Source organism: Kitasatospora sp. Root107 (assembly GCF_001424875.1).
Taxonomy (GTDB): domain Bacteria; phylum Actinomycetota; class Actinomycetes; order Streptomycetales; family Streptomycetaceae; genus Kitasatospora.
Map to the genome: position 1 here is coordinate 306,410 of NZ_LMCT01000001.1, position 24,764 is coordinate 331,173.

The 24,764-nt window shown below is 71.4% G+C and carries 18 protein-coding genes and 1 pseudogene; 7 read left to right on the forward strand and 12 right to left on the reverse strand.

Annotated features, from left to right (window positions below; translation table 11 throughout):
- Nucleotides 1-14: 14 nt before the first annotated feature.
- The 7 genes from ASC99_RS01345 to ASC99_RS01375 all read right to left on the reverse strand — a co-directional run bounded on the left by ASC99_RS01345 (nt 15) and on the right by ASC99_RS01375 (nt 13,320).
- Complete coding sequence (locus ASC99_RS01345; protein WP_057227194.1) at nt 15-1,637, reverse strand: ABC transporter substrate-binding protein; 1,623 nt, start codon at nt 1,635-1,637, stop codon at nt 15-17.
- A 411-nt stretch (nt 1,638-2,048) separates the two neighbouring features.
- Nucleotides 2,049-3,917 (reverse strand): translational GTPase TypA, encoded by a 1,869-nt coding sequence (typA, locus tag ASC99_RS01350; RefSeq protein WP_057227196.1) that lies wholly within the window; start codon nt 3,915-3,917, stop codon nt 2,049-2,051.
- Nucleotides 3,918-4,148: 231 nt separating this feature from the next.
- On the reverse strand, nt 4,149-5,876 hold the full coding sequence (locus ASC99_RS01355) for an ABC transporter family substrate-binding protein (protein ID WP_057227198.1): 1,728 nt from the start codon (nt 5,874-5,876) through the stop codon (nt 4,149-4,151).
- A gap of 243 nt (nt 5,877-6,119) precedes the next feature.
- Nucleotides 6,120-8,702, reverse strand: coding sequence for a SpoIIE family protein phosphatase (locus ASC99_RS01360; protein ID WP_235502743.1), 2,583 nt, complete (start codon nt 8,700-8,702; stop codon nt 6,120-6,122).
- A 129-nt stretch (nt 8,703-8,831) separates the two neighbouring features.
- Nucleotides 8,832-11,309, reverse strand: coding sequence for a SpoIIE family protein phosphatase (locus tag ASC99_RS01365; protein WP_063856949.1), 2,478 nt, complete (start codon nt 11,307-11,309; stop codon nt 8,832-8,834).
- A gap of 518 nt (nt 11,310-11,827) precedes the next feature.
- Nucleotides 11,828-12,358 carry an NUDIX domain-containing protein gene (locus tag ASC99_RS01370; protein WP_369824282.1) on the reverse strand — a complete coding sequence of 177 codons (531 nt, stop codon included), beginning with the start codon at nt 12,356-12,358 and terminating at the stop codon, nt 11,828-11,830.
- Nucleotides 12,359-12,507: 149 nt separating this feature from the next.
- Nucleotides 12,508-13,320 (reverse strand): methyltransferase domain-containing protein, encoded by an 813-nt coding sequence (locus tag ASC99_RS01375; RefSeq protein ID WP_057227202.1) that lies wholly within the window; start codon nt 13,318-13,320, stop codon nt 12,508-12,510.
- A 145-nt stretch (nt 13,321-13,465) separates the two neighbouring features.
- On the opposite strand from ASC99_RS01375, the gene ASC99_RS01380 reads away from it, so the two are divergent.
- Entirely contained in the window at nt 13,466-14,047 is a 582-nt protein-coding gene (locus ASC99_RS01380) for a pyridoxamine 5'-phosphate oxidase family protein (protein WP_057227206.1), read from the forward strand.
- 36 nt (nt 14,048-14,083) lie between these two features.
- On the opposite strand, the gene ASC99_RS01385 is transcribed toward ASC99_RS01380, so the two are convergent.
- The 3 genes and pseudogenes from ASC99_RS01385 to ASC99_RS01400 all read right to left on the reverse strand — a co-directional run bounded on the left by ASC99_RS01385 (nt 14,084) and on the right by ASC99_RS01400 (nt 17,005).
- A complete protein-coding gene (locus ASC99_RS01385) occupies nt 14,084-14,737 on the reverse strand; it encodes an HAD-IA family hydrolase (RefSeq protein ID WP_057227208.1) in 654 nt (217 codons plus the stop codon).
- 45 nt (nt 14,738-14,782) lie between these two features.
- Nucleotides 14,783-15,873 (reverse strand): annotated as a pseudogene (locus ASC99_RS39615) (dihydrofolate reductase family protein).
- An 85-nt stretch (nt 15,874-15,958) separates the two neighbouring features.
- Complete coding sequence (locus ASC99_RS01400; RefSeq protein ID WP_057227214.1) at nt 15,959-17,005, reverse strand: SDR family oxidoreductase; 1,047 nt, start codon at nt 17,003-17,005, stop codon at nt 15,959-15,961.
- 119 nt (nt 17,006-17,124) lie between these two features.
- Between ASC99_RS01400 and ASC99_RS01405 the strand changes: the two genes are divergently transcribed.
- Complete coding sequence (locus ASC99_RS01405) at nt 17,125-18,024, forward strand: LysR family transcriptional regulator (protein WP_057227216.1); 900 nt, start codon at nt 17,125-17,127, stop codon at nt 18,022-18,024.
- A gap of 17 nt (nt 18,025-18,041) precedes the next feature.
- Here ASC99_RS01405 and ASC99_RS01410 read toward each other — a convergent pair whose 3' ends face one another.
- Nucleotides 18,042-19,163 carry a transposase domain-containing protein gene (locus tag ASC99_RS01410; RefSeq protein ID WP_162257845.1) on the reverse strand — a complete coding sequence of 374 codons (1,122 nt, stop codon included), beginning with the start codon at nt 19,161-19,163 and terminating at the stop codon, nt 18,042-18,044.
- A gap of 334 nt (nt 19,164-19,497) precedes the next feature.
- On the opposite strand from ASC99_RS01410, the gene ASC99_RS01415 reads away from it, so the two are divergent.
- The 4 genes from ASC99_RS01415 to ASC99_RS01430 all read left to right on the forward strand — a co-directional run bounded on the left by ASC99_RS01415 (nt 19,498) and on the right by ASC99_RS01430 (nt 22,782).
- Nucleotides 19,498-19,677: an SflA family class IV lanthipeptide gene (locus ASC99_RS01415; protein ID WP_057227219.1), complete on the forward strand. Its 180-nt coding sequence runs from the start codon at nt 19,498-19,500 to the stop codon at nt 19,675-19,677.
- 2 nt (nt 19,678-19,679) lie between these two features.
- A complete protein-coding gene (gene lanL / locus ASC99_RS01420; RefSeq protein ID WP_057227221.1) occupies nt 19,680-22,199 on the forward strand; it encodes a class IV lanthionine synthetase LanL in 2,520 nt (839 codons plus the stop codon).
- A 68-nt stretch (nt 22,200-22,267) separates the two neighbouring features.
- On the forward strand, nt 22,268-22,525 hold the full coding sequence (locus ASC99_RS01425; RefSeq protein ID WP_057227223.1) for a type II toxin-antitoxin system Phd/YefM family antitoxin: 258 nt from the start codon (nt 22,268-22,270) through the stop codon (nt 22,523-22,525).
- Entirely contained in the window at nt 22,522-22,782 is a 261-nt protein-coding gene (locus ASC99_RS01430; protein WP_057227225.1) for a Txe/YoeB family addiction module toxin, read from the forward strand. Before ASC99_RS01425 ends, ASC99_RS01430 begins: the two co-directional genes overlap by 4 nt.
- A 75-nt stretch (nt 22,783-22,857) precedes the next feature.
- Here the strand turns inward: ASC99_RS01430 and ychF are convergent, their stop codons facing one another.
- Entirely contained in the window at nt 22,858-23,931 is a 1,074-nt protein-coding gene (gene ychF, locus ASC99_RS01435) for a redox-regulated ATPase YchF (RefSeq protein WP_057227227.1), read from the reverse strand.
- 347 nt (nt 23,932-24,278) lie between these two features.
- Here ychF and ASC99_RS01440 point away from each other — a divergent pair, with 347 nt between their 5' ends.
- A complete protein-coding gene (locus ASC99_RS01440; protein WP_057227229.1) occupies nt 24,279-24,755 on the forward strand; it encodes a DUF6542 domain-containing protein in 477 nt (158 codons plus the stop codon).
- Nucleotides 24,756-24,764 lie beyond the last annotated feature (9 nt).

Genomic DNA, 24,764 nt, shown 5'->3' on the forward strand with positions numbered 1-24,764 from the left:
GGTGCGGGCTTGACTTACTTCTTGACCTCGACCTGGGTGAACACCGGGTCGCCGAACGAGTCGTACTTGACGTTCTGGACCTTCTTCGAGAAGCCAGCGGTCGTCTTGTAGTACCAGAGCGGGATAGCCGGCATGTCCTTGGCCAGCTGGGCCTCGGCCTGCTGGTACAGCTCGGCGGTCTTCTCGACCGAGGTCGCCTTGTCCGCCTCGGCGGCGAACTTGTCGAAGTCGGCGCTGGAGTAGCCGGCGTCGTTGGCCGCGGCACCGGTGCCGTAGACGTCACGCAGGAAGTTGGCGTTCAGGGGGTAGTCCTGCACCCAGCCGGTCCGCATCATGCTCGGGACCTGCTTCTTCTTGATGACGTCGCGAGCGGTCTTGAAGTCCGGCTTCGCGTCACCGACACACTCCACGCCGGTGGCCTGGCGGATGGAGTTGCAGACCGCGTCCACCCACTCCTTGTGGCCGCCATCGGCGTTGTACGTGATGGTGACCTTGTTGTTCGGGACGCCGCCGCCGTCGGTGACGAGCTGCTTGGCCTTGGCCGGGTCGTACTTGCAGAACTCGCCGCAGGTGCCGGCCTTGTAGCCCATGGCACCCGGGGCGACCCAGCTGTCGGCGGCCTGGCGCGAACCGTTCAGCACCGTCTTGGTGATGGTGTCGCGGTCGATCGCCATGGAGAGGCCCTGACGGACCTTCGCCTTGTCGACGCCCTTCCAGCCGTCCTGGTACATCGCGAACGAGATGTTCTGGATGGCGCCCTGGGCCTGGTCGACCGCGCGGTCGCCCAGGTCGTTCTTGTACGAGGCCAGGTCGGCCGGGTCGACCTGGTCGAGCACGTCCAGGTTGTCCGAGACCAGGTCCTTGTAGGCGGCCTCGGCCTGCGAGTAGTTCTTGAAGACGATGCCGCCGTTCTTCGGCTTGTCCGTCCCCGCGTACTTGTCGAACGAGGCCACGGTGATGGCCTGGTTGTGCTCCCACGAGACGAACTTGTAGGGGCCGTTGCCGACCGGCTTCTGGCCGTAGGCCGCCGGGTCGGTGAAGAACGCCTTCGGCAGCGGCGAGAAGGCCGTGTAGCCGAGCTTGTACTGGAAGTACGAGACCGGGCCGGTCAGCGCGATGGTGAAGTGCGTGTCGTCCACGACCTTCAGGCCGGACATCTTGTCCGTGGCCGGGTCGCCCTTCTCCGGGTGCACCGCGTCGTAGCCCGCGATGTCGGAGAACCAGTCGGAGTTGATCTGGTTGTTCTTGGTGTTGGCGGCCCAGTTCCACGCGTCGACGAAGGACGCGGCGGTCACCGGGGTGCCGTCGTGGAAGGTCCAACCGGACTTCAGGGTGACGGTGTAGTTCTGCGCGTCGGTCGTCTCGATCTTGTCGGCGACCTGGTTGCGCAGCTGCCCGTTGGCGGGGTCGTAGTCGACCAGACCCTTGAACAGGGTCTTGATGATGCGACCGCCACCGACCTCCATGGCGTTCGCGGGCTGCAGCGGGTTCTGCGGCTCGGTGCTCTGGTAGCTGAACGTCCCGGCCGCGTTGGCCGCACCGCCCTCGCTGGACGAAGAACCGCTACCGCAAGCAGTGGCCGCAAGGGCGACCGCGACAGCTGCGACGACCCACTTGGCCTGGCTGGCACCGCGCATGGGTGTGCCTCCTGAATTCCTGTTGCAAACGGGGAGCGCACCGCGGGGGGACTGACCGGCGTCGTCGCCGTGGGTCAGACGGTGCTTTCCTCGCTCAGGTTCGGCGCGCACCCCTGCGCAAACCTTTGACCCGAGCTCGATGCACCCACTATCCGTCACGCTCGGATACGAACCAGGCCATTACTGATCTCAATTTGGTCACATGAACGGACGCTGAGTTTCGAAAATCGGACATACCAGACATACCCAGACAGGTACTAAACGGACAGTTGTCATGAATGACAGCTCGTCACGTCCGATTAACGAACAGTCTCGCGAGAAACCCGCTACGCGCGTTGACTGCGCAGCGTCACGAAAAAGCCCGGCCGGGCACCCCCAGGAAGGGTGCCCGGCCGGGCCGGTGGTGCAGCGTCAGTTCTTCTTGGCACGCGAGGCCGTACGGCCACGCTCCTTGGCGTCCAGGACGACCTTGCGGATACGCACGGTCTCCGGGGTCACCTCGATGCACTCGTCCTCGCGGCAGAACTCGAGGCTCTGCTCCAGCGAGAGCTTGCGCGGCGGCACCAGGTTCTCGGTGGTGTCGGAGGAAGCGGCACGCATGTTGGTGAGCTTCTTCTCCTTGGTGATGTTGATGTCCATGTCGTCCTGGCGCGAGTTCTCGCCGACGATCATGCCCTCGTACACCTCGGTGGTGGGCTCGACGAAGAGCGTGCCACGCTCCTGGATGCCCATCATCGCGAACGGCGTCACGACACCCGCGCGGTCGGCCACCAGCGAACCGTTGTTGCGCATCCGGAGCTCGCCGAACCACGGCTCGTGGCCCTCGAAGATGGAGTGCGCGATACCCGTGCCACGGGTGTCGGTGAGGAACTGGGTACGGAAGCCGATCAGGCCACGCGCCGGGACGATGAACTCCATGCGGACCCAGCCGGAGCCGTGGTTCGTCATGGTCTCCATGCGGCCCTTGCGGGTCGCCATCAGCTGGGTGATGGCGCCGAGGTACTCCTCGGGGCTGTCGATGGTCATCCGCTCGACCGGCTCGTGCACCTTGCCGTTGACGATCTTGGTGACCACCTGCGGCTTGCCGACGGTGAGCTCGAACAGCTCCCGGCGCATGGTCTCGACCAGGATGGCGAGCGCCAGCTCACCACGGCCCTGAACCTCCCAGGCGTCCGGACGCTCGGTCGGCAGCACGCGGAGCGAGACGTTACCGATCAGCTCGCGGTCCAGGCGGTCCTTCACCATGCGGGCGGTGACCTTGTGGCCCTTGCCGCCCTTGCCGACCAGCGGCGAGGTGTTGGTGCCGATGACCATCGAGATGGCCGGCTCGTCGACCGTGATCAGCGGCAGCGCGATCGGGTTCTCCGGGTCGGCCAGGGTCTCGCCGATCATGATGTCCGGGATACCCGCGACGGCGCAGATGTCGCCGGGGCCGGCCACCTCGGCCGGCTTGCGGGTGAGCGCCTCGGTCATCAGCAGCTCGGTGATCTTGACGTTCTGGATCGAGCCGTCGCGCTTGATCCACGCGACCTGCTGACCCTTGCGCAGCTCGCCCTGCTCGACGCGGCAGAGCGCGATACGGCCGAGGAAGTTGTCGGCGTCCAGGTTGGTGACGTGCGCCTGGAGCGGGGCGGCCTCGTCGTACACCGGGGCCGGGACGTGCGCCAGGATGGTGGAGAAGAACGGCTCCAGCGAGTCGCTGTCCGGCGGCACGGTACCGTTCTCCGGCTTGGTCATCGAGGCCACACCGTCACGCGCACAGGCGTAGACGATCGGGAACTCGATCTGGTCCTCGGTCGCGTCCAGGTCCAGGAAGAGGTCGTAGGTCTCGTTGATGACCTCGTCGATCCGGGAGTCCGGGCGGTCCGTCTTGTTGATGCAGAGGATGACCGGAAGCTTGGCGGTCAGGGCCTTGCGGAGCACGAAGCGGGTCTGCGGCAGCGGACCCTCGGAGGCGTCCACCAGCAGCACGACGGCGTCGACCATGGACAGGCCGCGCTCGACCTCGCCACCGAAGTCGGCGTGCCCGGGGGTGTCGATGATGTTGATGGTGATCGGCGCGCCACCCTCCTTGGGGTGGTACTTCACCGCCGTGTTCTTCGCGAGAATGGTGATGCCCTTCTCGCGCTCCAGGTCGTTGGAGTCCATCATCCGGTCGTCGAGGTGCTGGTGGGCGGCGAAGGCACCGGCCTGCTTCAGCATGGCGTCGACGAGGGTCGTCTTGCCGTGGTCGACGTGGGCGACGATGGCAACGTTACGAATGTCACTGCGCGTGGGCATGCTGAGCGAAACTCCCGGATCGTGGGTTACGGCGCCCGGCTGCGTTCAGCGTTGATCAGCGTCTTCGCCGCGGACAACCTGCGATCCGTTGATCGCTGTCGCCCGTTCCGCCTGCTACTACCGGTCCACCCGCCGGGCACGACATGCCACGGCTTCCTCCTATGGTACGTGGAACCACCCAGCGCCACCGAAACGGGCAGGCCGGATGGGTTTCAGCGCCGTTCTGGGGCGTCAGCTGCGGCGGAAGCCGAGGTCCTGGAAGCGCGGCGCGGCGAAGCCGAAGGCGCCCGCGTTGGCCACCTCGGTACGGACCGCGACCAGGTCCGGGCGCTGGTAGAGCGGGACGGAGTGGGCCAGCTGCCAGATCCGGGCATCGGCCTTCTGCAGCACCACCTGCCGAGCCTCCGGGTCGAGTTCGGCGTCCGCCTCGGCGAGCAGCTGGTCGATCTCCTCGCTGCCGGTCCTGGCGTAGTTGCGGCCGACCACCGGCAGGCCGTCCGGTCCCGGCCGGGGCTTGCTGTAGCGGGCGGCCGCGCCGGTGGCGTCCGGGGTGGCCGGCCAGGAGAACAGCGCCAGGTCGTACTCGCCGGTGGCCAGGTGGTCGCGCAGGAAGCCCTCCGCCGGGACGGCCTGCGGGCGCAGCGTGATGCCCGCCTCGGCCAGGCCGGCGGTCAGCGCGTCGGCCGCGCGGCGGGCCCCGGCCGAACCCTCCGGGATCAGCAGGCCGAGGACCAGCTCCTTGCCGTCCTTGCTGCGGGCCGCGCCGCCGGTGTGCCAGCCGGCCCGGTCGAGCAGTTCGGCGGCGGAGGTCGCGCCGACGGCGGTGCTGTTGTCCTGGTAACCGTCCTGACCCGCCATCAGCAGGTGGTGCCCGAGCGGTACTGCCTTCAGACCGAGCGGGTTGACCGCCGCCTCGGCGATCCGCTGCCGGTCGACCGCGCGGGCCACCGCCTGGCGGACGGTGGGGTCGGTGAGCGGGCCCCGGGTGCCGTTCAGGGTGAGCTGGGCGAAGGCCGGGGCGGCGGCCCGGTGCAGCTTCAGGCCCGGCAGCGCCTCGGCCCGGCGCAGCGCCTGGGCGGAGGCCTCGGCGACGGCGGCCGCATCGGGTGGGGCCGCACCGGTCTTCGGGTTGGCCGGGGTGGCGTGGTCGACGGCGTCGGTGAGCGCGGCGATGTCCAGCGCGCCCTTGTCGAGGGCGTCCAGCCGCTCGGCGGCCGGGGTGGCCAGGAAGTCGATCGCCTCCGCCTTGGCGGGGTCGCCCCACCAGTGCGGGTTGCGGACCACGGTGGCCCGGCCGCCGGCCCGGTCGTACGTCTTCACGGTGAACGGGCCGGCCGACGGGGCGTTGGTCAGCGGCTGGTTGAAGGCGGCCGGGGTCGCGGTGGCGGCGGCCGGGTAGAGCGGGCTGAACAGCGTCTGCCAGCCGGCGTACGACTGCTTGAAGGCGACCTTGACCTCGCGGGCGTCCGCGCCCTGGGTGACGGCGGCGATCGCGGCGTAGCCCGCCGGGTGCCCGCTGCGGTAGGCCGGGTCGGCGCCGTCGCCCAGGGCCTGCCACTGGGCGGTGAAGTCGGCGGCGGTGATCGGGGTGCCGTCGGTCCAGACCGCCTGCGGGTTGAGGCGGTACGTGACGGTCTGCGGGCTCTGCCCGGCCGGGGTGGACTCGGCGGCGGTCAGGTAGTCCGGGTCCACGGTGGGGCGGGCGTGGTCGTCCAGTCGGAACAGGTGCGGCAGCAGCGCCTCGGTGAGCAGCTCGGTGTCGGCGGTGGCCTCCGGCTGGAACACGTTGAGCGTCGCCGGGACCGCCTCCACCGCCCACCGCACCGTCCCACCGTCCCGGACCTGGTCACGGTCGACGGCGGTGACGTCGGACGCAGCCGGCTGGGCCGGGCGGTCCTCGGAGCAACCGGCGAGCGACACGGTCAGAACGGCAACGGCGAGAAGCTGACGGGCACGCATCCACCCACTGAACCGGTCACCACCGGTCTGCCCGGCCTGACACGACGTCAACTGCTCCAGAAGCACCCGGTTGGCACATGCAAGGGGCTCGGGGAACTGCGAGGAGATCTGGCGCCGGGTTCACATACGAAAGTGCCTGACCATTTACGCACGGGTGACCTTTTCCGAGGTCGGCGTCGCCCCGCGGCGGAGCCGCTCATCAGCAGGGCCCCGAGCCCCTGGTGGCTGACGCCCGGAGGGCACTTAAAGGGTCAGCTCGAACCAGACGATCTTGCCGTTCGGGGTCCGGCGGCTGCCCCAGCGTTCGGCGAGCAGGCTGACCAGCTGGAGGCCGCGGCCGCCTTCGTCGGTCTCCTGGGCGCGGCGTTGGCGGGGCTGGGCGTAGCCGTCGTCCCAGACCTCGCAGACCACCGTACGGTCCCGGAGCAGCCGCAGGCGGATGTCGCCGCGGCCGTGCCGGAGGGCGTTCGTGACCAGTTCGCTGACCAGCAGTTCGGTGGTGTCGACCAGCTCGTCCAGGCCGCGGGCCAGCAGCCAGGAGCAGGCGCGCTCGCGGGCCTTGCCGACCGAGGTGGGCTCGGAGGGGAGCTTCCAGTCGCCGACCGCGTCCTCGGGGAGGGGCTGGACCTTGGCCATCAGGAGGGCGATGTCGTCCTCGCCGTGATGCGGGATCAGCTCGTGCAGCACCTCGTCGCAGAGGCTCTCCAGCTCGCGGGAGCCACCGGTGAGGGCGGTCCGGAAGGCCCGCAGGCCCTCGTCCAGCTGGTGCTTGCGGGACTCCACCAGGCCGTCGGTGTACAGGCCGAGCACGGCGCCGTCCGGCAGCGTGACGGTGACCTCCTCGAAGGGCTCGCCGCCGACGCCGAGCGGGAGTCCGGGCGGGACCTCGAGCATCAGGGCGGGCTCACCGGGGCTGAGCAGGACGGGTGGCAGGTGGCCGGCGTTGGCGAAGATGCAGCGCTGCTTGACCGCGTCGTAGACCGCGTAGACGCAGGTGGCGAGGTAGACCTCGGCCTCCTCGCCGGGGGCGGTGGTGTCGCCGCCGAGGCCGCGGGCGATCTCGTCCAGGGCGGTGAGCACCTCGGCCGGGTCGAGTTCGAGCAGGGCCAGGGTGCGGACGGCGGTGCGGAGTTGGCCCATCGCGACGGCGGCGCGCAGGCCGCGGCCCATCACGTCGCCGATCACCAGGGCGGTCCGGCTGCCGGGCAGCGGGATGACGTCGAACCAGTCGCCGCCGACCTCGGTGTTGTTGTTGCTCGGGAGGTAGCGGCGGGCGATCTCCAGGCCGGTGGCGGCCGGGTTGCCCGGGGGGAGCAGGCTGCGCTGGAGGATCAGTGCGCGCTCGTGCTCGCGGCGGTAGAGCCGGGCGTTGTCGACGCAGACGGCGGCGCGGGCGACCAGCTCCTCGGCGATCGCCACGTCCCGGGCGTCGAAGGGTTCGCTGCCGATCGCGCGGGAGAGCTGGACCAGGCCGAGCACCTGGTCGCGGGCGACCAGCGGCACCACCAGGGTGGAGCGCAGCAGCGGATCGGGGCCCGGCTGCGGGACCACGCTGCGGCCGGTGCGCAGCGCGCGGGCGTGCGGGGAGCGGCGGGGGTAACAGAGCGAGCCGCCGGCCTCGGCGACCGGGACTGCGCCCTCGGCGCCGAGCACGCTGGAGGCGCCGCCGACCACGCTGGAGACGGCCACCCGGCGCAGCTCGCCGGAGCCGTCCGAGGCGCCGGCCTGACCGGAGACCGGGCCGGACTCGCCGGACAGCAGGGCGGTGTAGAGGTCGACGCTGGCCAGGTCGCAGAACTGCGGGACGATCACGTCGAGCAGTTCCTTGGCGGTGGTCTCCAGGTCGAGGGTGGAGCCGATGTGGGTGCTGGCCTCGTTCAGCAGCGCCAGGCTGCGCCGGACCCCGGCCGCCTCGCGCTCGGCGACATGACGACTCGTCACGTCGAGCACCTGGCCGGCCACGCCCATCGGGCGGCCGTTGGCGCTGTTCAGCCGGTACAGCGAGATCGCCCAGCGGCGGCTGCCGTCCCGGGTCGGCACGGTGGCGGTGCGCGGGACGGCCCCGGTGAAGCGCAGGTCGAGCACCGGGCCGCCGCCCGCCAGCACCTTGCGCAGCGCGACCATCAGCCGGTCCGCCTCGCCGGGCAGGAACAGGTCGTACGGGTTGAGCCCGGGGAGCTCGTGGGTGGGCAGGCCGACGGCGGTGGCGAAGGCCTGGTTCACCCGCTGCAGGCGCAGCTCGGGGTCGAAGAGGAAGAAGCCGGTCGGGGTCTGCCCGAAGACCGCCTCGGAGGCGGCCAGGTCGGTCTCGATCCGGCGCAGCCGCCCGAGGTCGACGGCGAGGCAGGTGGCGCCCGGGGTGCCGCTGTCCGGCATCACGTACAGCTCGGCCAGGCCCTCGGCGCCGGTGGCGTCCCGGTACGGGGCGGTGCCGACCCACTCCTCGCCCGCGAGGATGGTCTCCAGCCGGGCCCGGCCGCGCTGCCAGAGCTCGCGGGGAACGAAGGTGGTCACCGGATCGGTACCGACCGCCTCCTCGGCGGGGACCCCGAAGAACTCGGCCGCGCGGGCGCTCCACTGGGTGATCCGGCCGTCCGGGCCGATCGCGAAAGTGGCGACCCGGATGTAGTCGTAGATCGTCCCGGACTTGTCGTAGTCACCCCAGTCGGCGGCCACGGCCGCCCGGAGATCAGGACCGCTCGGCTGCCCGGGCACGGCGACATGGCCGCTGCCGCTCGACGCTTTCCACGCCGGGATGCTGTTCAACGGTCCGATCCCCTCCAACCCGCGCCCATCCGGATGTCGAGAACACCGAGTATTCATCATCGGAGGGCAGGCGCACACGCCCCCAACATCACAACATCGACTCAGGACTCCACTTCCCTGCTCCTCCTTACCCGGAGGCGGCTGTTCGAACCACCGGCGGGCCACAAGATCGCTGGTCGGCGCGCGTCGCTACTCGAGGTGGTCGTCCTCGGGGTCCAGCTCGAACCAGACCACCTTGCCCATGCCCTCGGCCCTGGCCCCCCAGCGCAGCGCCAGCCGGCGGACCAGCTCCAGGCCCCGGCCGCCCTCGTCCGCCTCGGCGGCGTGCCGCTCCCGCGGCGGGTCGGGCAGCGGGTCGGAGATCTCCACCAGCAGCGTCTCGCCGAGGGTGAGCCGGACGCCGATCGGGGCGCTGGCGTACCGGACCGAGTTCGTGACCAGCTCGCTGACCAGCAACTCGGCGGTGTCGGTGAGGTGTTCGACCTCCCACTCGGCCAGCGTGCCGCGGACCAGCCGCCGGGCCCGGGAGACCGCGGTGGGCTCGGCGGGCAGCGTCCAGCCGGCCGTCGGGATGCCCGCCCGCCCCCGGCCGAGCCGGGCCAGCAGTAGCGCCACGTCGTCGGGTTCGCGGCCCTGCTCCATGGTGTCCAGGACGGCCTCACAGGCCTGCTGGATCGAGGCGTACGGCTGCTCCAGCACGGTGAGCAGCCGCCCGAGGCCGACGTCCAGGTCCTTGTCCCTGGACTCCACCAGGCCGTCGGTGCAGAGCACCAGCAGACTGCCCTCGGGGATCTCCAGTTCGATCGACTCGAACGGGACGCCGCCGACGCCGAGCGGGGCCCCGGACGGCAGGTCGAGGATCTGGCCGACCCCGCCGGTCAGCGCGCTGCCGATCCTGGACGGCTCCTCCACCGGTTCCTTGGGCACGATCAGGATCGGCGGGATGTGGCCCGCCTTGGTCGCGGTCAGCCGCTGGGTGGACGGGTCGAAGACCGCGTACACGCAGGTGGCGAGCAGTGCTTCGTCCGGCCCCTGGGCCAGGTCGTCGGTCAGTTCGTGGACGTGCCGCAGCAGCACCTCGGGCGCCAGGTCGAGACCGGCCAGGGTGCGCACGGCGGTGCGCAGCCGCCCCATCGTGGCGGCGGCCCGCAGGCCGTGGCCCATCACGTCGCCGACCACCAGCGCGGTGCGGCCGTCCGGCAGCGGGATGACGTCGAACCAGTCGCCGCCGACCTCGGTGCCGCTGCTGCCGGGTACGTACCGGTAGGCGACCTCGATCCCGGCGGGCTGCGGGACCTGCTGCGGCAGCAGGGTGCGCTGGAGCGTGAGCGCGGCCGTGCGCTCCCGGGCGTACAACCGGGCGTTGTCCAGTGAGCTGCCCGCGCGGTCCGCGAGTTCGACGCTGAAGGCCAGGTCGTCCCGGTCGAAACCCTCCCGGTACCCGGCCCGGCTGATCACCAGCAGACCGATCACGATCCCCCTGGCCCGCAGCGGGACCACCAGACGGGAGTGCACGCCGAGGTCGTGGGCGGCCTGCACCTTGGGGTCACCGGGGTAGGTCAGATCGCTCAACTCCTCCGGGCCGGAGAGCAGTTCGGGGATGCCGGTACGGAGCGCCCGGCCGAAGGCGGAGTCGTCGGCGAAGGTGATCCTGGCCCCCCGACGGAGCATCACCTCGACCTCGGGGGCGTCCTGCACCGAGGCGGTGCCGAGCTGGAGCAGCGAGGTCCTGCGGTCGTGGCCGTGCCGGGGCAGGTCGTCGCCGTGCGCGACCGCCTGCAACAGGATCACCGCCGCGTAGTCGGCCAGCCTGGGCACCACCGCACCGGCCAGCTCCTGGGCGATCCGGGCGGCGTCCAGCAGGTCGCCGACCCGGGAGCCGAACTCGTTGAGCAGCGAGAGCCTGCGCCGGGCATGCTCGACCTTGGCCACCGCCCGGTACCGCTCGGTCACGTCCATCACGGTGCCGGAGATCCCGAGCACCCGGCCCGCCCGGTCGGTCATCCGGCTGTACGAGATCGACCGGAAGCCGGACCGCGCGGTCACCGGCGAGGCCAGCGTGACGTCGATCACCGGCTCGCCGGTGGCCAGCACCTGCCGCTGGATCGCGGTGATCTCGTCGGCCGCCCGCTCGGGCAGCGTCTCCCCGGTGGTCCGGCCGACGTGCTCCTCGGCCGGGACGCCGTTCATCTCGGCCAGCGTGTGGTTGACGGCCGTGTAGCGCAGCTCGGTGTCCAGGATCGCGATGCCCAGCGGGGACTGCTCGAACAGCGCGTCCCGGACCGCGAGATCGCGCTCCACCGCCCGCAGCGCACTGGCCTCCGCCAGCGCCACCTGCAGGAACGGGGTGCCGTCGCCGTCCACCAGCAGCGAGATCCTGGCCTCCACCCCGACCTCGTCGTCGTCCCGGTGCCGCAGCGAGGTGAAGCCCTGCCAGTGGCCGTTGCGCAGGGTCGCCTGGATCGCCGCCCTGACCCGGCCGATCAACTCCTGATCTGCCATCAGCTCGTCGATCCGGCGGCCGACCAGCAGCTCGCTCGGCCAGCCGAGCAGCTCCTCGGCGGCCGGGCTCCAGAGCACCACCCGGCCCGAGGTGTCCAGGATCGCGATGGCCACCTTCACCACGTCGAACAGGCTGCCCTCGGCGCGCTCGCCGAGCGCCTCCACCGGGGAGCTGTCCAGCCCCGGGTACGGCGCGGTCGGGCCGCCCCTGGCGCTCCCCGTCCGGGGTTCGGCGGGCGGGCGGGGGGCCTGGGCTGCAGCGGGATGGGCGGCGGGTGGTTTCGGTGTCAGCCGACGTAGGCGGGCCCGGGCCGAGGCGCTGCCGACCGTCCTGGGCCGTGGGGTCGCACCCGCTCCGGCCACCGCCGGTCGCGGCCCCCGCCGGGAGGCTCCGTCCGCGGACGGCTGCTCTCCGCCGTCGTTACCCGTGCTCGACACCGACCGCCTCACCTATGGTGACGAATACTGCCGAAAAGTGACATACCCAACAGAACGCCAGGCTACCCCGGCGAACGGGTCGGCTTTTCTGATTGACCTACCTGGCCCAACCCGGGGCTGCACCGCAGGCGGGCGCTCAACGGTCTTGGGGCCACTTGCAAAAGTGCCTGACCACCTACGCACGGATCACCTTGCACGAGGTCGGCGTCGCAGTTCCCCGAGCCCCTGGTCAGCTCTGGCTGAGCTCAGCGGAGCAGTGCAGCGACGTGCGGGAGCACCTCGCGGTCGTGGGCCAGCCAGTCGACCGTGGTCAGTTCGGTGGGGCCGAGCCAGCGGAGTCGGTCGTGGTCCTGGAGGGGCTGGGGTTCGCCGGTGATCAGTTCGGCGGCCCAGATCCGGAGCTCGAGACCGGGCCGGACCAGCCAGCTGCCGGGCAGGCGGTGCAGCGCGCGGGCCCGTACCCCGAGCTCCTCCAGGAGCTCCCGCTCCAGGGCCTGCTCTTCGGTCTCCCCGGGTTCGGCCTTGCCGCCCGGGAACTCCCAGCTGCCCGCCACCTCGGGCGGGGCGCTGCGCCGGGCGGCCAGCACCCGGCCCTGGTGGATGAGTGCGCCGCCCACGACGATCCGGTTCGGCGTGGGCTCCACCCAGTACAGCTGCTTGTGCCCCCGGGCTTCGAACTCGGCGGCCAGCGCCTCGGCCGCCGGCCGGGCCAGGTCCTTGGCCACCAGAAAGCGGTTGCCGTTGTCGTCCTGCCGCATCACCCGGTACGTCCCCATGGCCACACCCTAGGGCTGCAGCAGCCCGGCCCGGTGGGGGGCGGGCCGGGCCTGGTGCTCCCCGAAAGCTACGACCGCTCTGCTACCGCCGGGTACGGCCACGGTTAACGGGAGGTAAGCGCTGAGCCAGGGCCGGACGTCGGCCTGAACTACCCGACCCGGGCCAGCACTTCACCGCTCGGCACGGCGAACCAGCCGTCCGGGTCGGCTGCCCAGCGCCGCCAGCCTGCGGCGATCCACTCCAGTTCCCTCTCGGTGGCGAAGCCCCCTGACGCCACGTTCGCGAAGTCCGAGTCGACCACCCGGTCCGCCCAACTGTCGCCCCACCAGTCGCGCTGCGCGGCGGTGGCGTACGTCCAGTTGGACGAGGAGCACTCGATCTTCTCGAAGCCGGCCGCCCTGGCCCAGGCCGCCAGCCGGCGCCCCGCGTTCGGCTCGCCCTCGTTGGCCCGGGCCACCTGCTGGTACAGCGCCATCCACGCGGCCAGCTCCGGCAGTTCGGGGTACCAGGCCATCGCGGCGTAGTCGGCGTCCCGGACCGCGACCACCCCGCCGGGCGCGGTCACCCGGCGCAGCTCGCGCAGCACCAGCACCGGTTCGGCCACGTGCTGCAGCACCTGGTGGGCGTGCACCACGTCGAACTCACCGTCGGCATACGGCAGTCGGTAGGCGTCGGCACGCTCGAAGGTCACGTTGCCGATCCCCCGCCCCGCCACGTACTCCGCCGCCTGGGCCAGCACCTCGGCCGAGCGGTCCACCGCGACCACCCGCCCGGTCGGGCCGACCAGTTCGGCCAGGTCCGCGGTGATCGTGCCGGGGCCGCAGCCGACGTCCAGCAGGGCCTGGCCGGCCCGCAGCTCGGGCAGCAGGCAGGCCGCCGAGTTGGCTGCCGTACGGGACCGGTGCGAGCGCAACACCGACTCCTGGTGGCCGTGGGTGTAGACGGCCTGACGATCGTTCACGGTGGGCTCCCCTCGTCCTGACGACCCGTTCGCCGTCCTTTCGAGCGTACGCCGACGTCTCGCAGGTTGAGAATATCCGTCTCGGATAACAAGACGGCTCGTGCGGTACGTCGTCCGGGCGGGCGAAGTTCGCCATAATCGGGCCATGGGAAAGACTTACGAACGGATCGACGGCCGGCTGCGGAAGTTCATCGAGAGCCAGCCGATCTTCTTCACCGCCACCGCACCGCTGTCCGAGGACGGGCACGTCAACCTGTCCCCCAAGGGCCGGTCCGGCACCCTGGTCGTGCTGGACGAACTCACGCTGGCCTTCCTGGACTTCGGCGGCAGCACCGCCGAGACCCTGGCGCACGTGCGGGAGAACGGCCGGATCACGCTGATGTGGTGCGCCTTCACCGGCCCGCCCACCGTGGTCCGGGTGCACGGGCGCGGCGAGCTGGTGTTCCGGGACGATCCGCGCTTCGCCGAGCTGGTCGGCCGCTTCGACCCCACCGCCGACGGCAGCGCGCTGCGCTGCATCGTGCTGGTGCACGCCACCCGGGTCAGCGACTCCTGCGGCTTCGCGGTGCCGCTGATGGACTATCAGGAGGACCGCTCGATGCACGCGGAGTTCTTCGACCGCAAGACCGACGAGGAGTTCGCCGTCTACTGCGAGGGCAAGCCGTACATCCCGGTCAGCGTGGACGGCCTGCCCGCCCTGCCGCTGCCGCTGCCGCCCCGGCCCTGAACGGCCGGACCCAGCCGTTCGGGGCCCGGTGGATGCTCAGCCGATCTGCAGCACCAGGCCCCCGTCGGCGGCCGGGACCACCCTGACCTGCTCCAGGGTGTCCACCTGCACGGTCGGGCCGAAGGCCGCCGCGCGCGGGCCGACGCCCACCACCCGCATGCCGGCCGCCAGGCCCGCCATGATGCCCGCCTCGGAGTCCTCGAAGACCACGCAGTCCGCCGGGTCCACGCCCAGGCCCGCCGCGCCCTTCAGGAAGCCCTCCGGATCCGGCTTGCTGGCGCCCACCGACTCGGCGGTCACCCGCAGGGCGGGCAGCCGCAGCCCGGCCGCCGTCATCCGGGCCGTGGCCAGCGTCTCGTCCGCCGAGGTGACCAGCGCGTGCGGCAGCCGCTCCAGTGCGGCCAGGAAGACGGCCGCGCCCGGCACCTCCACCACACCGTCCAGGTCGGCGACCTCCTCGGCCAGCATCCGCCGGTTGTCCGCCAGGTTCTGCTCCATCGGGCGCTCCGGCAGCAGGATCGCCATGCTCAGGTGCCCCTGCCGGCCGTGCACCACCCGCATCGCCTCGTCGCCGTCGATACCGTGCTCGGCCGCCCAGCGCCGCCAGCAACGCTCCACCGCCGCCTCGGAGTTCACCAGGGTGCCGTCCATGTCGAGCAGCAGGGCGCGGGCAGGCAGGGTGACAGACATGGGCAGACTCCTCCGAGCAGGGTTTGTCATACCAGGCTACAAAACTCAGCCGATCAGGTGCGCATTGACCTCGCGGGCCGCCTCCGCCAGCTCGGGCAGCTCGACCACCTCGACGCCCGCCGCGGTGAGCAGCGCCGTCCCCTGACACCCGGTCACGAACAGGTCGGGCTCCCGCCAGGCCAGTACCACCCGGGGCACCTCCGCCGCGATGATCAGCTGCGCGCAGGTGCGCGGCCGGGAGGCCCGCTCCCCACACGGCTCCAGCGAGCTGTACACGGTGGCGGTCCGCAGCCTCGGGTCACCGGCGGGCAGTTTGGCGAGCGCGGACTCCTCGGCGTGCACCTTCGCGTCGGTCTCCCGGCTGTACCCCTCGCTGAGCAGCTCACCGTCCGCTCCGACGATCACCGCCCCGACCGAGAAGGCGGTCTCGGAGAACGGGCAGCGCCGGGACAGTTCGACGGCCCGGGCCAGCCAGTCGGCGTCGGTCTTCACGAGGCGGTCTCCTTCAGGGCGTAGCGGAGCAGCACGACGTCACCCACCGTACGGGTCTCCAGCAGCCGCATCCGTCGGGTCGGCCCGCCCGGGAAGTCGGCCGGGCCGACGAACCTCGGCGCGTCCGGCTGCCCGACCAGCAGCGGCGCCACCGCCAGCTGGAGTTCGTCCGCCAGCCCCTCGGCCAGGAACTGGGTGTGCACGCTGCTGCCGCCCTCCACCATCAGCCGCCGCACCCCGCGCGCGCCCAGGTCGTCCAGCACCGCGCCCAGCTCGACCCGCTCGCCGGTGCCCACCACCTCGGCCAGCCCGGCCAGTTCGGCAGCCAGCCGGTCGCGCGCGGCGGCGCCGGTGTACACGATCCGCTCGCCGCCGGTGTGCCAGAAGTTGAGCTCGCTCGGCAGGTCACCGCTGCCGCTCAGGGTCACCTTGACGGGGTACTCGGGCCTCCCGGCCCTGACCCGCTCGGCCCGCCGGGCAGGCGAGTTGACGAGCAGTCGGGGGTTGTCCCGGCGCAGCGTGTTGCCGCCGACCAGGATCGCGTCGCTGGCCGCCCGCAGCTCGTCCACCCGGTCGAAGTCGGCCGGCCCGGACAGCAGCAGGCGTTCGGGCGAGGCGTCGTCCAGGTACCCGTCGATCGACATCGCGGCGCTCAGCAGGACGTACGGGCGAGAAACCACGGGGCCGGTCCGTTCTCTAGTGATCCCGCCACGGTACGACAGGGGCCTGCTACGGGATGATCCGACGGCGGCGGAAGTCCTCGAAGATCTCCAGGAACATCGCCCCCGTGTCGACGTACTCGTGGAAGCCGAACCGCCGCGCCTTCGAGCCGTCCGCGAACATGTCGTAGTCCCAGGAGAAGACGAAGTCGCCGAACCCCCAGGAGGAGACCTCCTGGTAGCTGTGGGGCGCCAGGTCGTGCTCGGCGACCATGGCGTCCCACAGTGCTTCCTTGTCGGCCATCACCGTGCCGAGCGCGAGCGGCAGGCCGGGGGCGACGTCCAGCTCGAAGAACCCGGCGATCTTCGGCCAGAGCTCGCTCCAGCGGAACAGGTCGCCGTTGTTGATGTTGAACGCCTGGTTGGCGCACCGCTCGTCGGTCGCCGCCCAGACCGTGGCCCGGGCCAGCAGCCCGGCGTCGGTGACCTCCAGCAGGGCGTCGTAGGCACCCGGCTTCCCCGGGAACCGCAGCGGCAGCCCCAACTGCTTGGACATCGCGGCATAGACCGCGATCACCATCGCCAGGTTCATCGGGTTGCCGAGCGCGAAACCGGTCACCACCGAGGGCCGGATGGCCGACCAGGTCCAGTCCTTGCCGAGCTGCCGGGCCGTCAGGAAGGCCTGCTGGTCGTGCATGAACTCGGGCGGCATGAAGTACGGGTCGCTCTCCCGGGCCGGGGTCTTGAACGGGCCCAGATGCGCGCCGTACACCTTGTACCCCTGCATCAGGCTGACGTGCCGCAGCCCGGTCGCGACCGGCTCGACGGCCTCCATCACGTTGGTCAGCATGGCCAGGTTCGGCGGCACCAGCTCGGCCCAGCTCGGCCGGTCCTGGTACGCGGCGTAGAAGACGTGGGTGACCTCGGTGAGCCCGGCCAGCTTCGCCTTGGTCTCGACCGGGTCGAGCAGGTCCACGCTCAGGTAGCGCAGCCGGTCGGCCGGTTCGCCGCCCCGGCGGGACAGCCCGATCACGTCCCAGTCGCCGGTGGCCACCAAGTGGTCGACCAGGTTGCGGCCGATCACGCCGTTCGCTCCGACGACAAGTGCGGTCTTCATGGCCCGACGCTCCCGGTGCTGGACGGTGGCTCCGCTCGCTGCGGGCCGGCTTCGATCATCCGCTGAGCTGGACGGATGAGTCCAGGTTCTGTTCCTACTACCTGTCATAACATCAGCTCATGGTGACCTTGCGGCAGTTGGAGTACCTGGTGGCGATCGTGGACCAGGGCTCGTTCACCCGCGCCGCCGAACTCCTGCACGTCACCCAACCCGCCCTGTCGCACCAGATCCGGGTACTGGAACGGCAGTTGGGCGGCCCCTTGCTGGAACGGCTGCCCCGCCTGATCCGCCTCACCCCGGCCGGCCGCGCGATGCTCCCGCACGCCCGCGCCGCCCTCGCCGAAACCCGACGCGCCGAACAGGCCGCCCGCCGGACCGCGGGCAGCGTGAGCGGCGAGGTGGAACTCGCCACCCTCTACGGCTACAGCCTCGGCCTGCTGCCGACCGTCCTGCGGGCCTGGCGGCGGGTCCGCCCCGACATCGGCGTCCGTCTGTTCGAGCACCGGCACGCCGACGAACTGCGCGATGCCATGGCCGCCGGCCAGGCCGACCTGGCGCTCGGCCCACCTCCGCCCGACTGGGCAGGGCCCGTCCACCCGATCGGCGAGGAGGAGTTCGTGGTGGTGGTCGCGGCCGACGACCCGGCTGCCACCGTCCCCTTTCGGCTCTCTTCGCTCGCCGACCGCGCGTGGGTGCACTACGCCCCCGGCAACGGCCTCGCCGAACTCCTCGACCAGGCCTGCGCTGCCGCCGGCTTCCAGTCCCGGACCGCGGTCCGCACCGAGCAGACCGCCGCCGCTCCCCTCCTCGCCGCCGCCGGCCTCGGCCCCACCCTCGCCGCCGCGCACGTCCTCCCACCCGGCTTCGACGGCCGGCTGCTCCGCCCCGACCCACCCATCCGCCGCCGACTCGCCGTCTGGACCCGCACCGACCCCGACCCCCTGACCGCCGCCTTCCGCACCGTCCTCACCCGGGAGGCAGCCGCCCACCTCAACTCCGGTCTCCCGTCCGAGGCTTGACGGTGGCCTCGGGCCCCTCACCCGCCTTCGGTCTCACCCACCACGAGGGCCCGGATCGCGTGGTGGGTGAGGAGCATCGCCCAGACCTCCTGCTCGACCATGGCCGGGGACTTCGAGCGGAGCACCGGGCGGGACCGGCCCTGCCGGACGCCCAGTTCGTCGATCAGGGTGTCGAGGCGCCAGCGCGCGGCGTACAGCCCGGCCAGTTCCGCTGCGGAGGCCCCGGACGGTTCCAGGATCGAGCAGACCAGGCGCCCGGCCCGCAGGCCCGTACGCCGGCCGGACCGGTCGAGGGCGGGGAGGGCGCAGTCGACCACCCGCACCGGAACGAGGCGGTCGGCGGCCGTGGGGCCCGCCAGCCGGGAGAGGTAGGAACCGTCGGCGAGGAGCCGCAGGGGTGGCAGGTCCAGGGAGGGCTTCGCCTCCCAGAGCAGATCCGCGCCGCGTCCACGGGCCCACGTCCACAGGTCGTAGGACAGCGCGCCGCTTGCCGCCACGACGAGCTGTCCCGGCTGCAGCGCGGCGAGCACCTCGCGGGCCGGCTCGGCACCTGCCGGGCCGGGGGCCCCGAGCGCTGCCGCGCGGACCGCGTGGCTGGCGCTCTCGGCGAGGGCCAGCACCTTCACCTGCGGGAGCGGCCGCCCGTCCGACGGGCCGTCAGGGCCGCCGTACGCCAGCCGGTTGTCGGGTGAGTCCGGTACGTCCAGCAGGGCCACGTCGAGTGACATCAGGCGCCACTGCCAGGGGGACGCGCCGTCCGTCCCCGGCAGGGCGGCCGGGCCGGCCACCTTCTCGAACAGCAGTCGCAGCGGCCCCGGGCCCAACCGCTGCCGGGCTTTGGTGATCGCCGCCGCGGAGGGCACCGACAGCCGCCGGGCCCAGCGGTGCTTGCGGGCCAGGCCGGCCAACAGCAGCCGCATCACCTCGCCGTACCCGCTGGCCGGGTAGAGCCACATCGCCAGCGTGAAGTACACGACCGTCCGCGCCGGCAGCGCGCGGTTGCGCTGCTCGCTGCGGCCGGCGGCCTCGACGGCCCCGTCCACCAGGACTTCCGGCAGCGCCGAGGTCAGCGCGCAGACGCCGAGGAGGTCCGCTAATCGCTCCCCCGGCGAGGGCGCCAACTGCCCGGTACGCGCCATGGTTTCGAACCCCCCGCCCGGATGTTCGACCCCGCGATGGATCATTCGCTCCGCATGCCATGCAATCACGGTCATGTGTTCGATGGAAGCTTTCGTGGCGCAAACCATGGAGAACCCGTGAGGGATTCGCGGATGATCCGATCGTTCAGCCCCGTCTCCCCGCAGCCCGGAGAGCGGTGAACAGCCGTTAAGTTAACGGTTTCTGACCTCTTGTCAGGTCGATCGACGCTATCTACCTTCGTGGATCAGGACCTTGGCCCAGCAGACCTACCGGTCTGCACCGGCCGTGACCCCGCGCCATCATCGAATGCGCGACGAGACCCGGAGGCGTCACATGCCCACTGCCGTGCTGGAACTCCTGAAGACCGCCGACTTCCGCGACGCAGGACCGCTCGAACTCGACGACGAGGTCATCGTGTTCGAGGACGACGACCGCAGCGACCTCGAGCACACGGCCTGTCTCGCCGACCCCTGGGTGACCGCCACCACCCGCTACGGCTGCGACGACTTCTAACAGTGGCCGGGCCCATCGCCGGCCGCAGCGGACGGTCCGACGACGTCTGGTCGTACCTGAACGACCCGCGGATGCCGGCGATGGAGCACGGTTGGAAGCTGCACGTCTCGGCTCGTCCCGGTGATCTGGAGGCCGTGACCGGCCTCGTCCTGCCGGTGCTGCAACGGCACGTCTGCCACGCGAAGTTCGCCAAGGATCCGGAGACCCTGCGCGCGATCAACTCGGGCGTGCCGAGCGCCGGTGCCGTCGGCAAGGCGATCACGGTCTATCCCCTGGCCGGCACCATCGTCGGGATCGCCGAGGAACTCGTCGCCGTGCTGCGCGGCCGGGAGGGTCCGCAGATCGTCAGCGACCGGCGGGTCGATCCGGACGCCCCCGTCTACTACCGGTACGGGCCTTTCACCGGCAGCTACCGGACCGGACGGAGCGGGCGGCTCGAATCGGTCATGACCGGACCGGACGGCCGGGTCTTCGACGGCCTCGCCACCGGTTCCTACCGCTGTCCACCGTGGGCCGAGGATCCCTTCGTCGGCGAACCGGGGCGCACCCCGAAGCCGGCTGCGGCCGAATTCGGCGGCGGCCGCTACCGGGTCACCGCCGGCATCGTGCGCAAACCGCAGGGCAACGTCTACCGCGCGGTCGACCGGGACTCCGGGCAACCGGTGGTGGTCAAACAGGCCCGGGCCTTCGTGGCCGAGGACGAATCCGGCGCCGACACCCGGGACCGGCTGCGCAACGAGCGCGCAGTCCTTGCCACCCTCGGCTCCGTCGCGGGCGTGCCCCGGGTGCTGGACTACTTCCGGCACCGGTCCGACGAGTACCTGGTGATGAGCAGTTGCGGCGACCGGAACCTGCGCCGGGAGGTCCAGGAGCACGGCCCCTACCAGGACGGTGACGCCCGGCCGGCCCGTACGCTCTCCGGCCTCGCCGCCCAACTCCTGTGCGTACTGGACGACATCCACCGCCACGGCGTGGTCGTCCGTGATCTCAAGCCCGACAACGTGGTGCTCGACCACGCCGGACGATGCCGGGTGATCGACTTCGGGATCAGCACACGCGACGGCGCCGGCCCGGCGGGCGCAACTCCCGGCTACAGCAAGCCGGTTGCCCGCGAGAGCGGTCCGGCCGAGGCCGCCGACGACTACTACGCCCTGGGTGCGACCCTGTTCTTCGCCGCCACCGGCATGGACCCGGTGATCGTCGACGCCGACGCCGGAGTCAACCGGGACCGGACCCTCCTCGGCCTGGCCTGGGCGCTCCCTGGCCGCGACCACCGGGAGATCGGGGCGTCGATCACCGATCTGACGAGCCTTGATCCGGCCGTACGAATCGCCGGTGCCGCTCGGCTTCGCACCGGGGCACCCGGCCTGCCCGGAACGTCCCGGCGACCTCGCCCGCCCCGGCTCGACGACGGCCTGCTCGAGGAGATCGTCGAGCACGCGACCGCGTTCTGCGTCGACGAGGCGCGCCGGATCGTGGACCCGGTGCTCGCCGACCGCACGGCCGTCCCGGCACCGATCGACGTCTACGGCGGAACTTCCGGGCTGGGACTGGAACTTCTCCACCACACGCACCGGCCCGGAGTGCGCGAGACGGTCGACGAGCTGGCGCGGTGGACCGCCGAACAGTCCAGGATCCTGTCATCGGGCTTCTACTCGGGACGTACCGGAGTCGAACTCTTCCTCGCCTCGGCACGGACAGCCGACCCCTTCGACCACCCGCCCCTGCCGACCGAAGGGCCGGACGGCGGCCCGCCGGAGGCGGACCTGATCGAAGGCGTAGCCGGTATCGGCCTCGGCCGGCTGCTGCTGGCCCGGCGAGCTGACGACCCCCACCTGACCGACCACCACCTCGGCATCGCCGCCGAGTGCGCGCGGATGCTGGCGTCCGGTGACGCCCGGCTGACGCCCATGGGCGCCGACACCGTCGGCAGCGCCGCACTGCGCGAAGGTCTCGCCCACGGCGAGGCCGGGGTCGCGTACTTCCTGCTCGAATACGCCGCCGCGACCGGAGACCCCGCCGCAGTCGACCGCGCCCGGGCGGCCTGCGCGCGCCTCGCCGCCCTCACGCCAGGCATCATCGCGGCCGCCACCAGGCCCGGAGCGACCCGCCGGTACGGCTCGTGGTGCCGCGGCCTGGCCGGCATCGGGGCTGTCCTCGTCCGGGCCGCCGACCGCCTCAACGAGCCGGAATGCCTTCTCCTGGCCCAGCAGACCGCCCGCACCTGCGCCGCGCTGGCACCGCGCATGCCGCTGGTCACCCAGTGCTGCGGGCTGTCCGGAGTCGGCGACCTGATGGTGGACGTCGCAGCGGCCTCCGACTCCGAGGAGTTCCGGGACGCCGCCCGCACCATCGCAGAGATCATCCTGACCCGCAGCGGCGGCACCTGGCCCCGCCCCGTCTTCCCCGACGCCGACCTGGCCGCCTCCTCCGCCACCTGGGCCGGCGGCTCAGCCGGCGTCCTCGCCTTCCTCCGTCGCCTGCACGACCACCGCGGCCCCCGCCTCGGCCTGATCGGCTGACCATTTGCCTTGTCGACACAATCTCTCGGGCGTACAGTTTTCTGTACGCCCAGTAGAGGAGCCATGCCGTGAAGACGATGACCTACTCAGAGTCCCGAGCACGGTACGCCGAGGTACTCAACGCGGTCACGGACGACCGCGAGGAGATAGTGATCACCCGTGCCGGACACGAGCCGGTGGTCATCGTCTCGCTGGAGGACTACCAGTCGCTCAAGGAGACCGCCTACCTACTGCGCAGCCCTGCCAACGCCCGCCGCCTCCTGGCCTCGATCGACGAACTGGAGACCGGCGGCGGGACAGTACGGGAGTTGGCGGACCCGGAGTGAAGGTCACCTTCGCCTCCCAAGCGTGGGAGGACTATCTGTGGTGGCAGATCCAGGACCGCAAGATTCTCAAGCGGATCAACACCCTCATTGCCGACGTGGCACGCAACGGCAACGAGGGCATCGGCAAGCCGGAACCACTCAAGCACGGATTCCACGGCTACTGGTCGCGGCGGATCAACGACGAGCACCGCTTGGTCTACAAGGTCACCGACGACTCCGTACTGATCGCCCAGTGCCGCTACCACTACGAGAGCTGACCCCTCGCCGTTCGGCGAACAGAAACGGTGCCCGGCCCGCTCACCAGCAGGCCGGGCACCGTTTCCGATGGTTCGTCACACGTTGAAGCGGAACTCCACCACATCGCCGTCCTGCATGACGTACTCCTTGCCCTCGATCCGGGCCTTGCCCTTGGAGCGGGCGTCGGGGATGGAGCCGCACTCGACCAGGTCGTCGAAGGAGACGATCTCGGCCTTGATGAAGCCCTTCTGGAAGTCGGTGTGGATCACACCGGCCGCCTCGGGGGCGGTCGCGCCCTTCTTGATGGTCCAGGCGCGGACCTCCTTCGGGCCGGCCGTGAGGTAGGTCTGCAGGCCGAGGGTCTCGAAGCCGACCCGGCCGAGGGTGGACATGCCGGTCTCCTCCTGGCCCATGGACTGGAGGAGTTCGAGGGCCTCGTCCTCGTCCATGCCGATCAGCTCGGACTCGATCTTGGCGTTGAGGAAGATCGCCTCGGCGGGGGCGACCAGGGCCCGCTGCTCGGCCTTGAACTCCTCGTTGGTGAGCTCCTCCTCGTCCACGTTGAAGACGTAGAGGAAGGGCTTGGTGGTGAGCAGGTGCAGCTCCCGGACCGAGGAGGCGTCGAAGCCGACCTCGAACAGGGTCTTGCCGGACTCCAGGATCTTCTGGGCGGCCTCGGCGGCGGCCAGGGTGGCCGCGCTCTCCTTCTTCAGCCGGGACTCCTTCTGGAGCCGCGGCAGGACCTTCTCGATCGACTGGAGGTCGGCGAGGATCAGCTCGGTGTTGATGGTCTCGATGTCGTCCTTGGGCGAGACCTTGCCGTCCACGTGCACCACGTCGGGGTCGACGAAGGCGCGGATGACCTGGCAGATCGCGTCCGACTCGCGGATGTTCGCCAGGAACTTGTTGCCCAGGCCCTCACCGACCGAGGCGCCGCGGACGATGCCCGCGATGTCGACGAAGTCGACCGTCGCCGGGAGGAGCCGCTGGGAACCGAAGATGCCGGCCAGCACGGCCAGCCGGGCGTCCGGCACGCCGACGACGCCCACGTTGGGCTCGATGGTGGCGAACGGGTAGTTGGCCGCCAGCACGTCGTTCTTGGTCAGGGCGTTGAACAGGGTCGACTTGCCGACGTTCGGCAGGCCGACGATTCCGATCGTGAGCGACATGTGGCGCAGTCCCGTGGGCTTGGAGGGCGTGGAGCGGCGCGGGTGCCCCGAGCCGATCGCCAAGTCTACGGCCCCGGTCACACCGCGCCGTCGGCTGTGCGGACGAGCGGTCCACTCGGGGGCAAGCGGGCGAAGCCGAACTCCGACCGGCCGTCCCCCGGTTGATCGTTCGTCCCCGGACGTTACGCCGGCCGGGGACACGGAATGAGGCGAACGCGCCATTACACCGTGTGGCGATGATCGGACCGTACGTTGGACGGGTGGAGCAGAGCATCCGTACCCAGCCGCCAGGGCCCAGACGCCGACCGCCAGCCGGCGCCGGCGAGGCCGCCGTACCGGGGCCTGCCATGCCCCCCGACGCCCGGGCGGCGGTACCGAAGCTGCGGCTGCCGCTTCGGCTGCCGCAGCCGATGCGGTCCCGGACGAAGGCCCGCAGCGGCCCGCCGGCCCGGCTGACGGCGGTCGGCACCGGCGTGCTGGCGCTGGCCGCGACGCTGGCGGCGGCGGCGGTGGACCGGCTGCTGTTCGGCGATCTCGGGGTGCTGTTCGGGCTCGGCTACCTGGTGGTCTGCTTCCAACTGGCCGTCCGGGTACGCCTGGCGGACCTGCCGGCCGCGCCGATCAGCGGGCCGATCGCGTTCGCGCTGGCGCTGGTCTGCTTCGCGCCGGGTGCGGCGTCCGGGGTGACCGGTCAGGTGGTGGCGCTGGCCAGCGGTCTTGCCCTGCGGGCGGGCTGGCTGTTCACCGGCACCGGTCTGGCCGCGGTGGTCGTGGCCGCCCGGTTCCTGGCACAGCGGCGGATCCGGCGCAGCCGGGCCTCCTGAGCCGAGCTG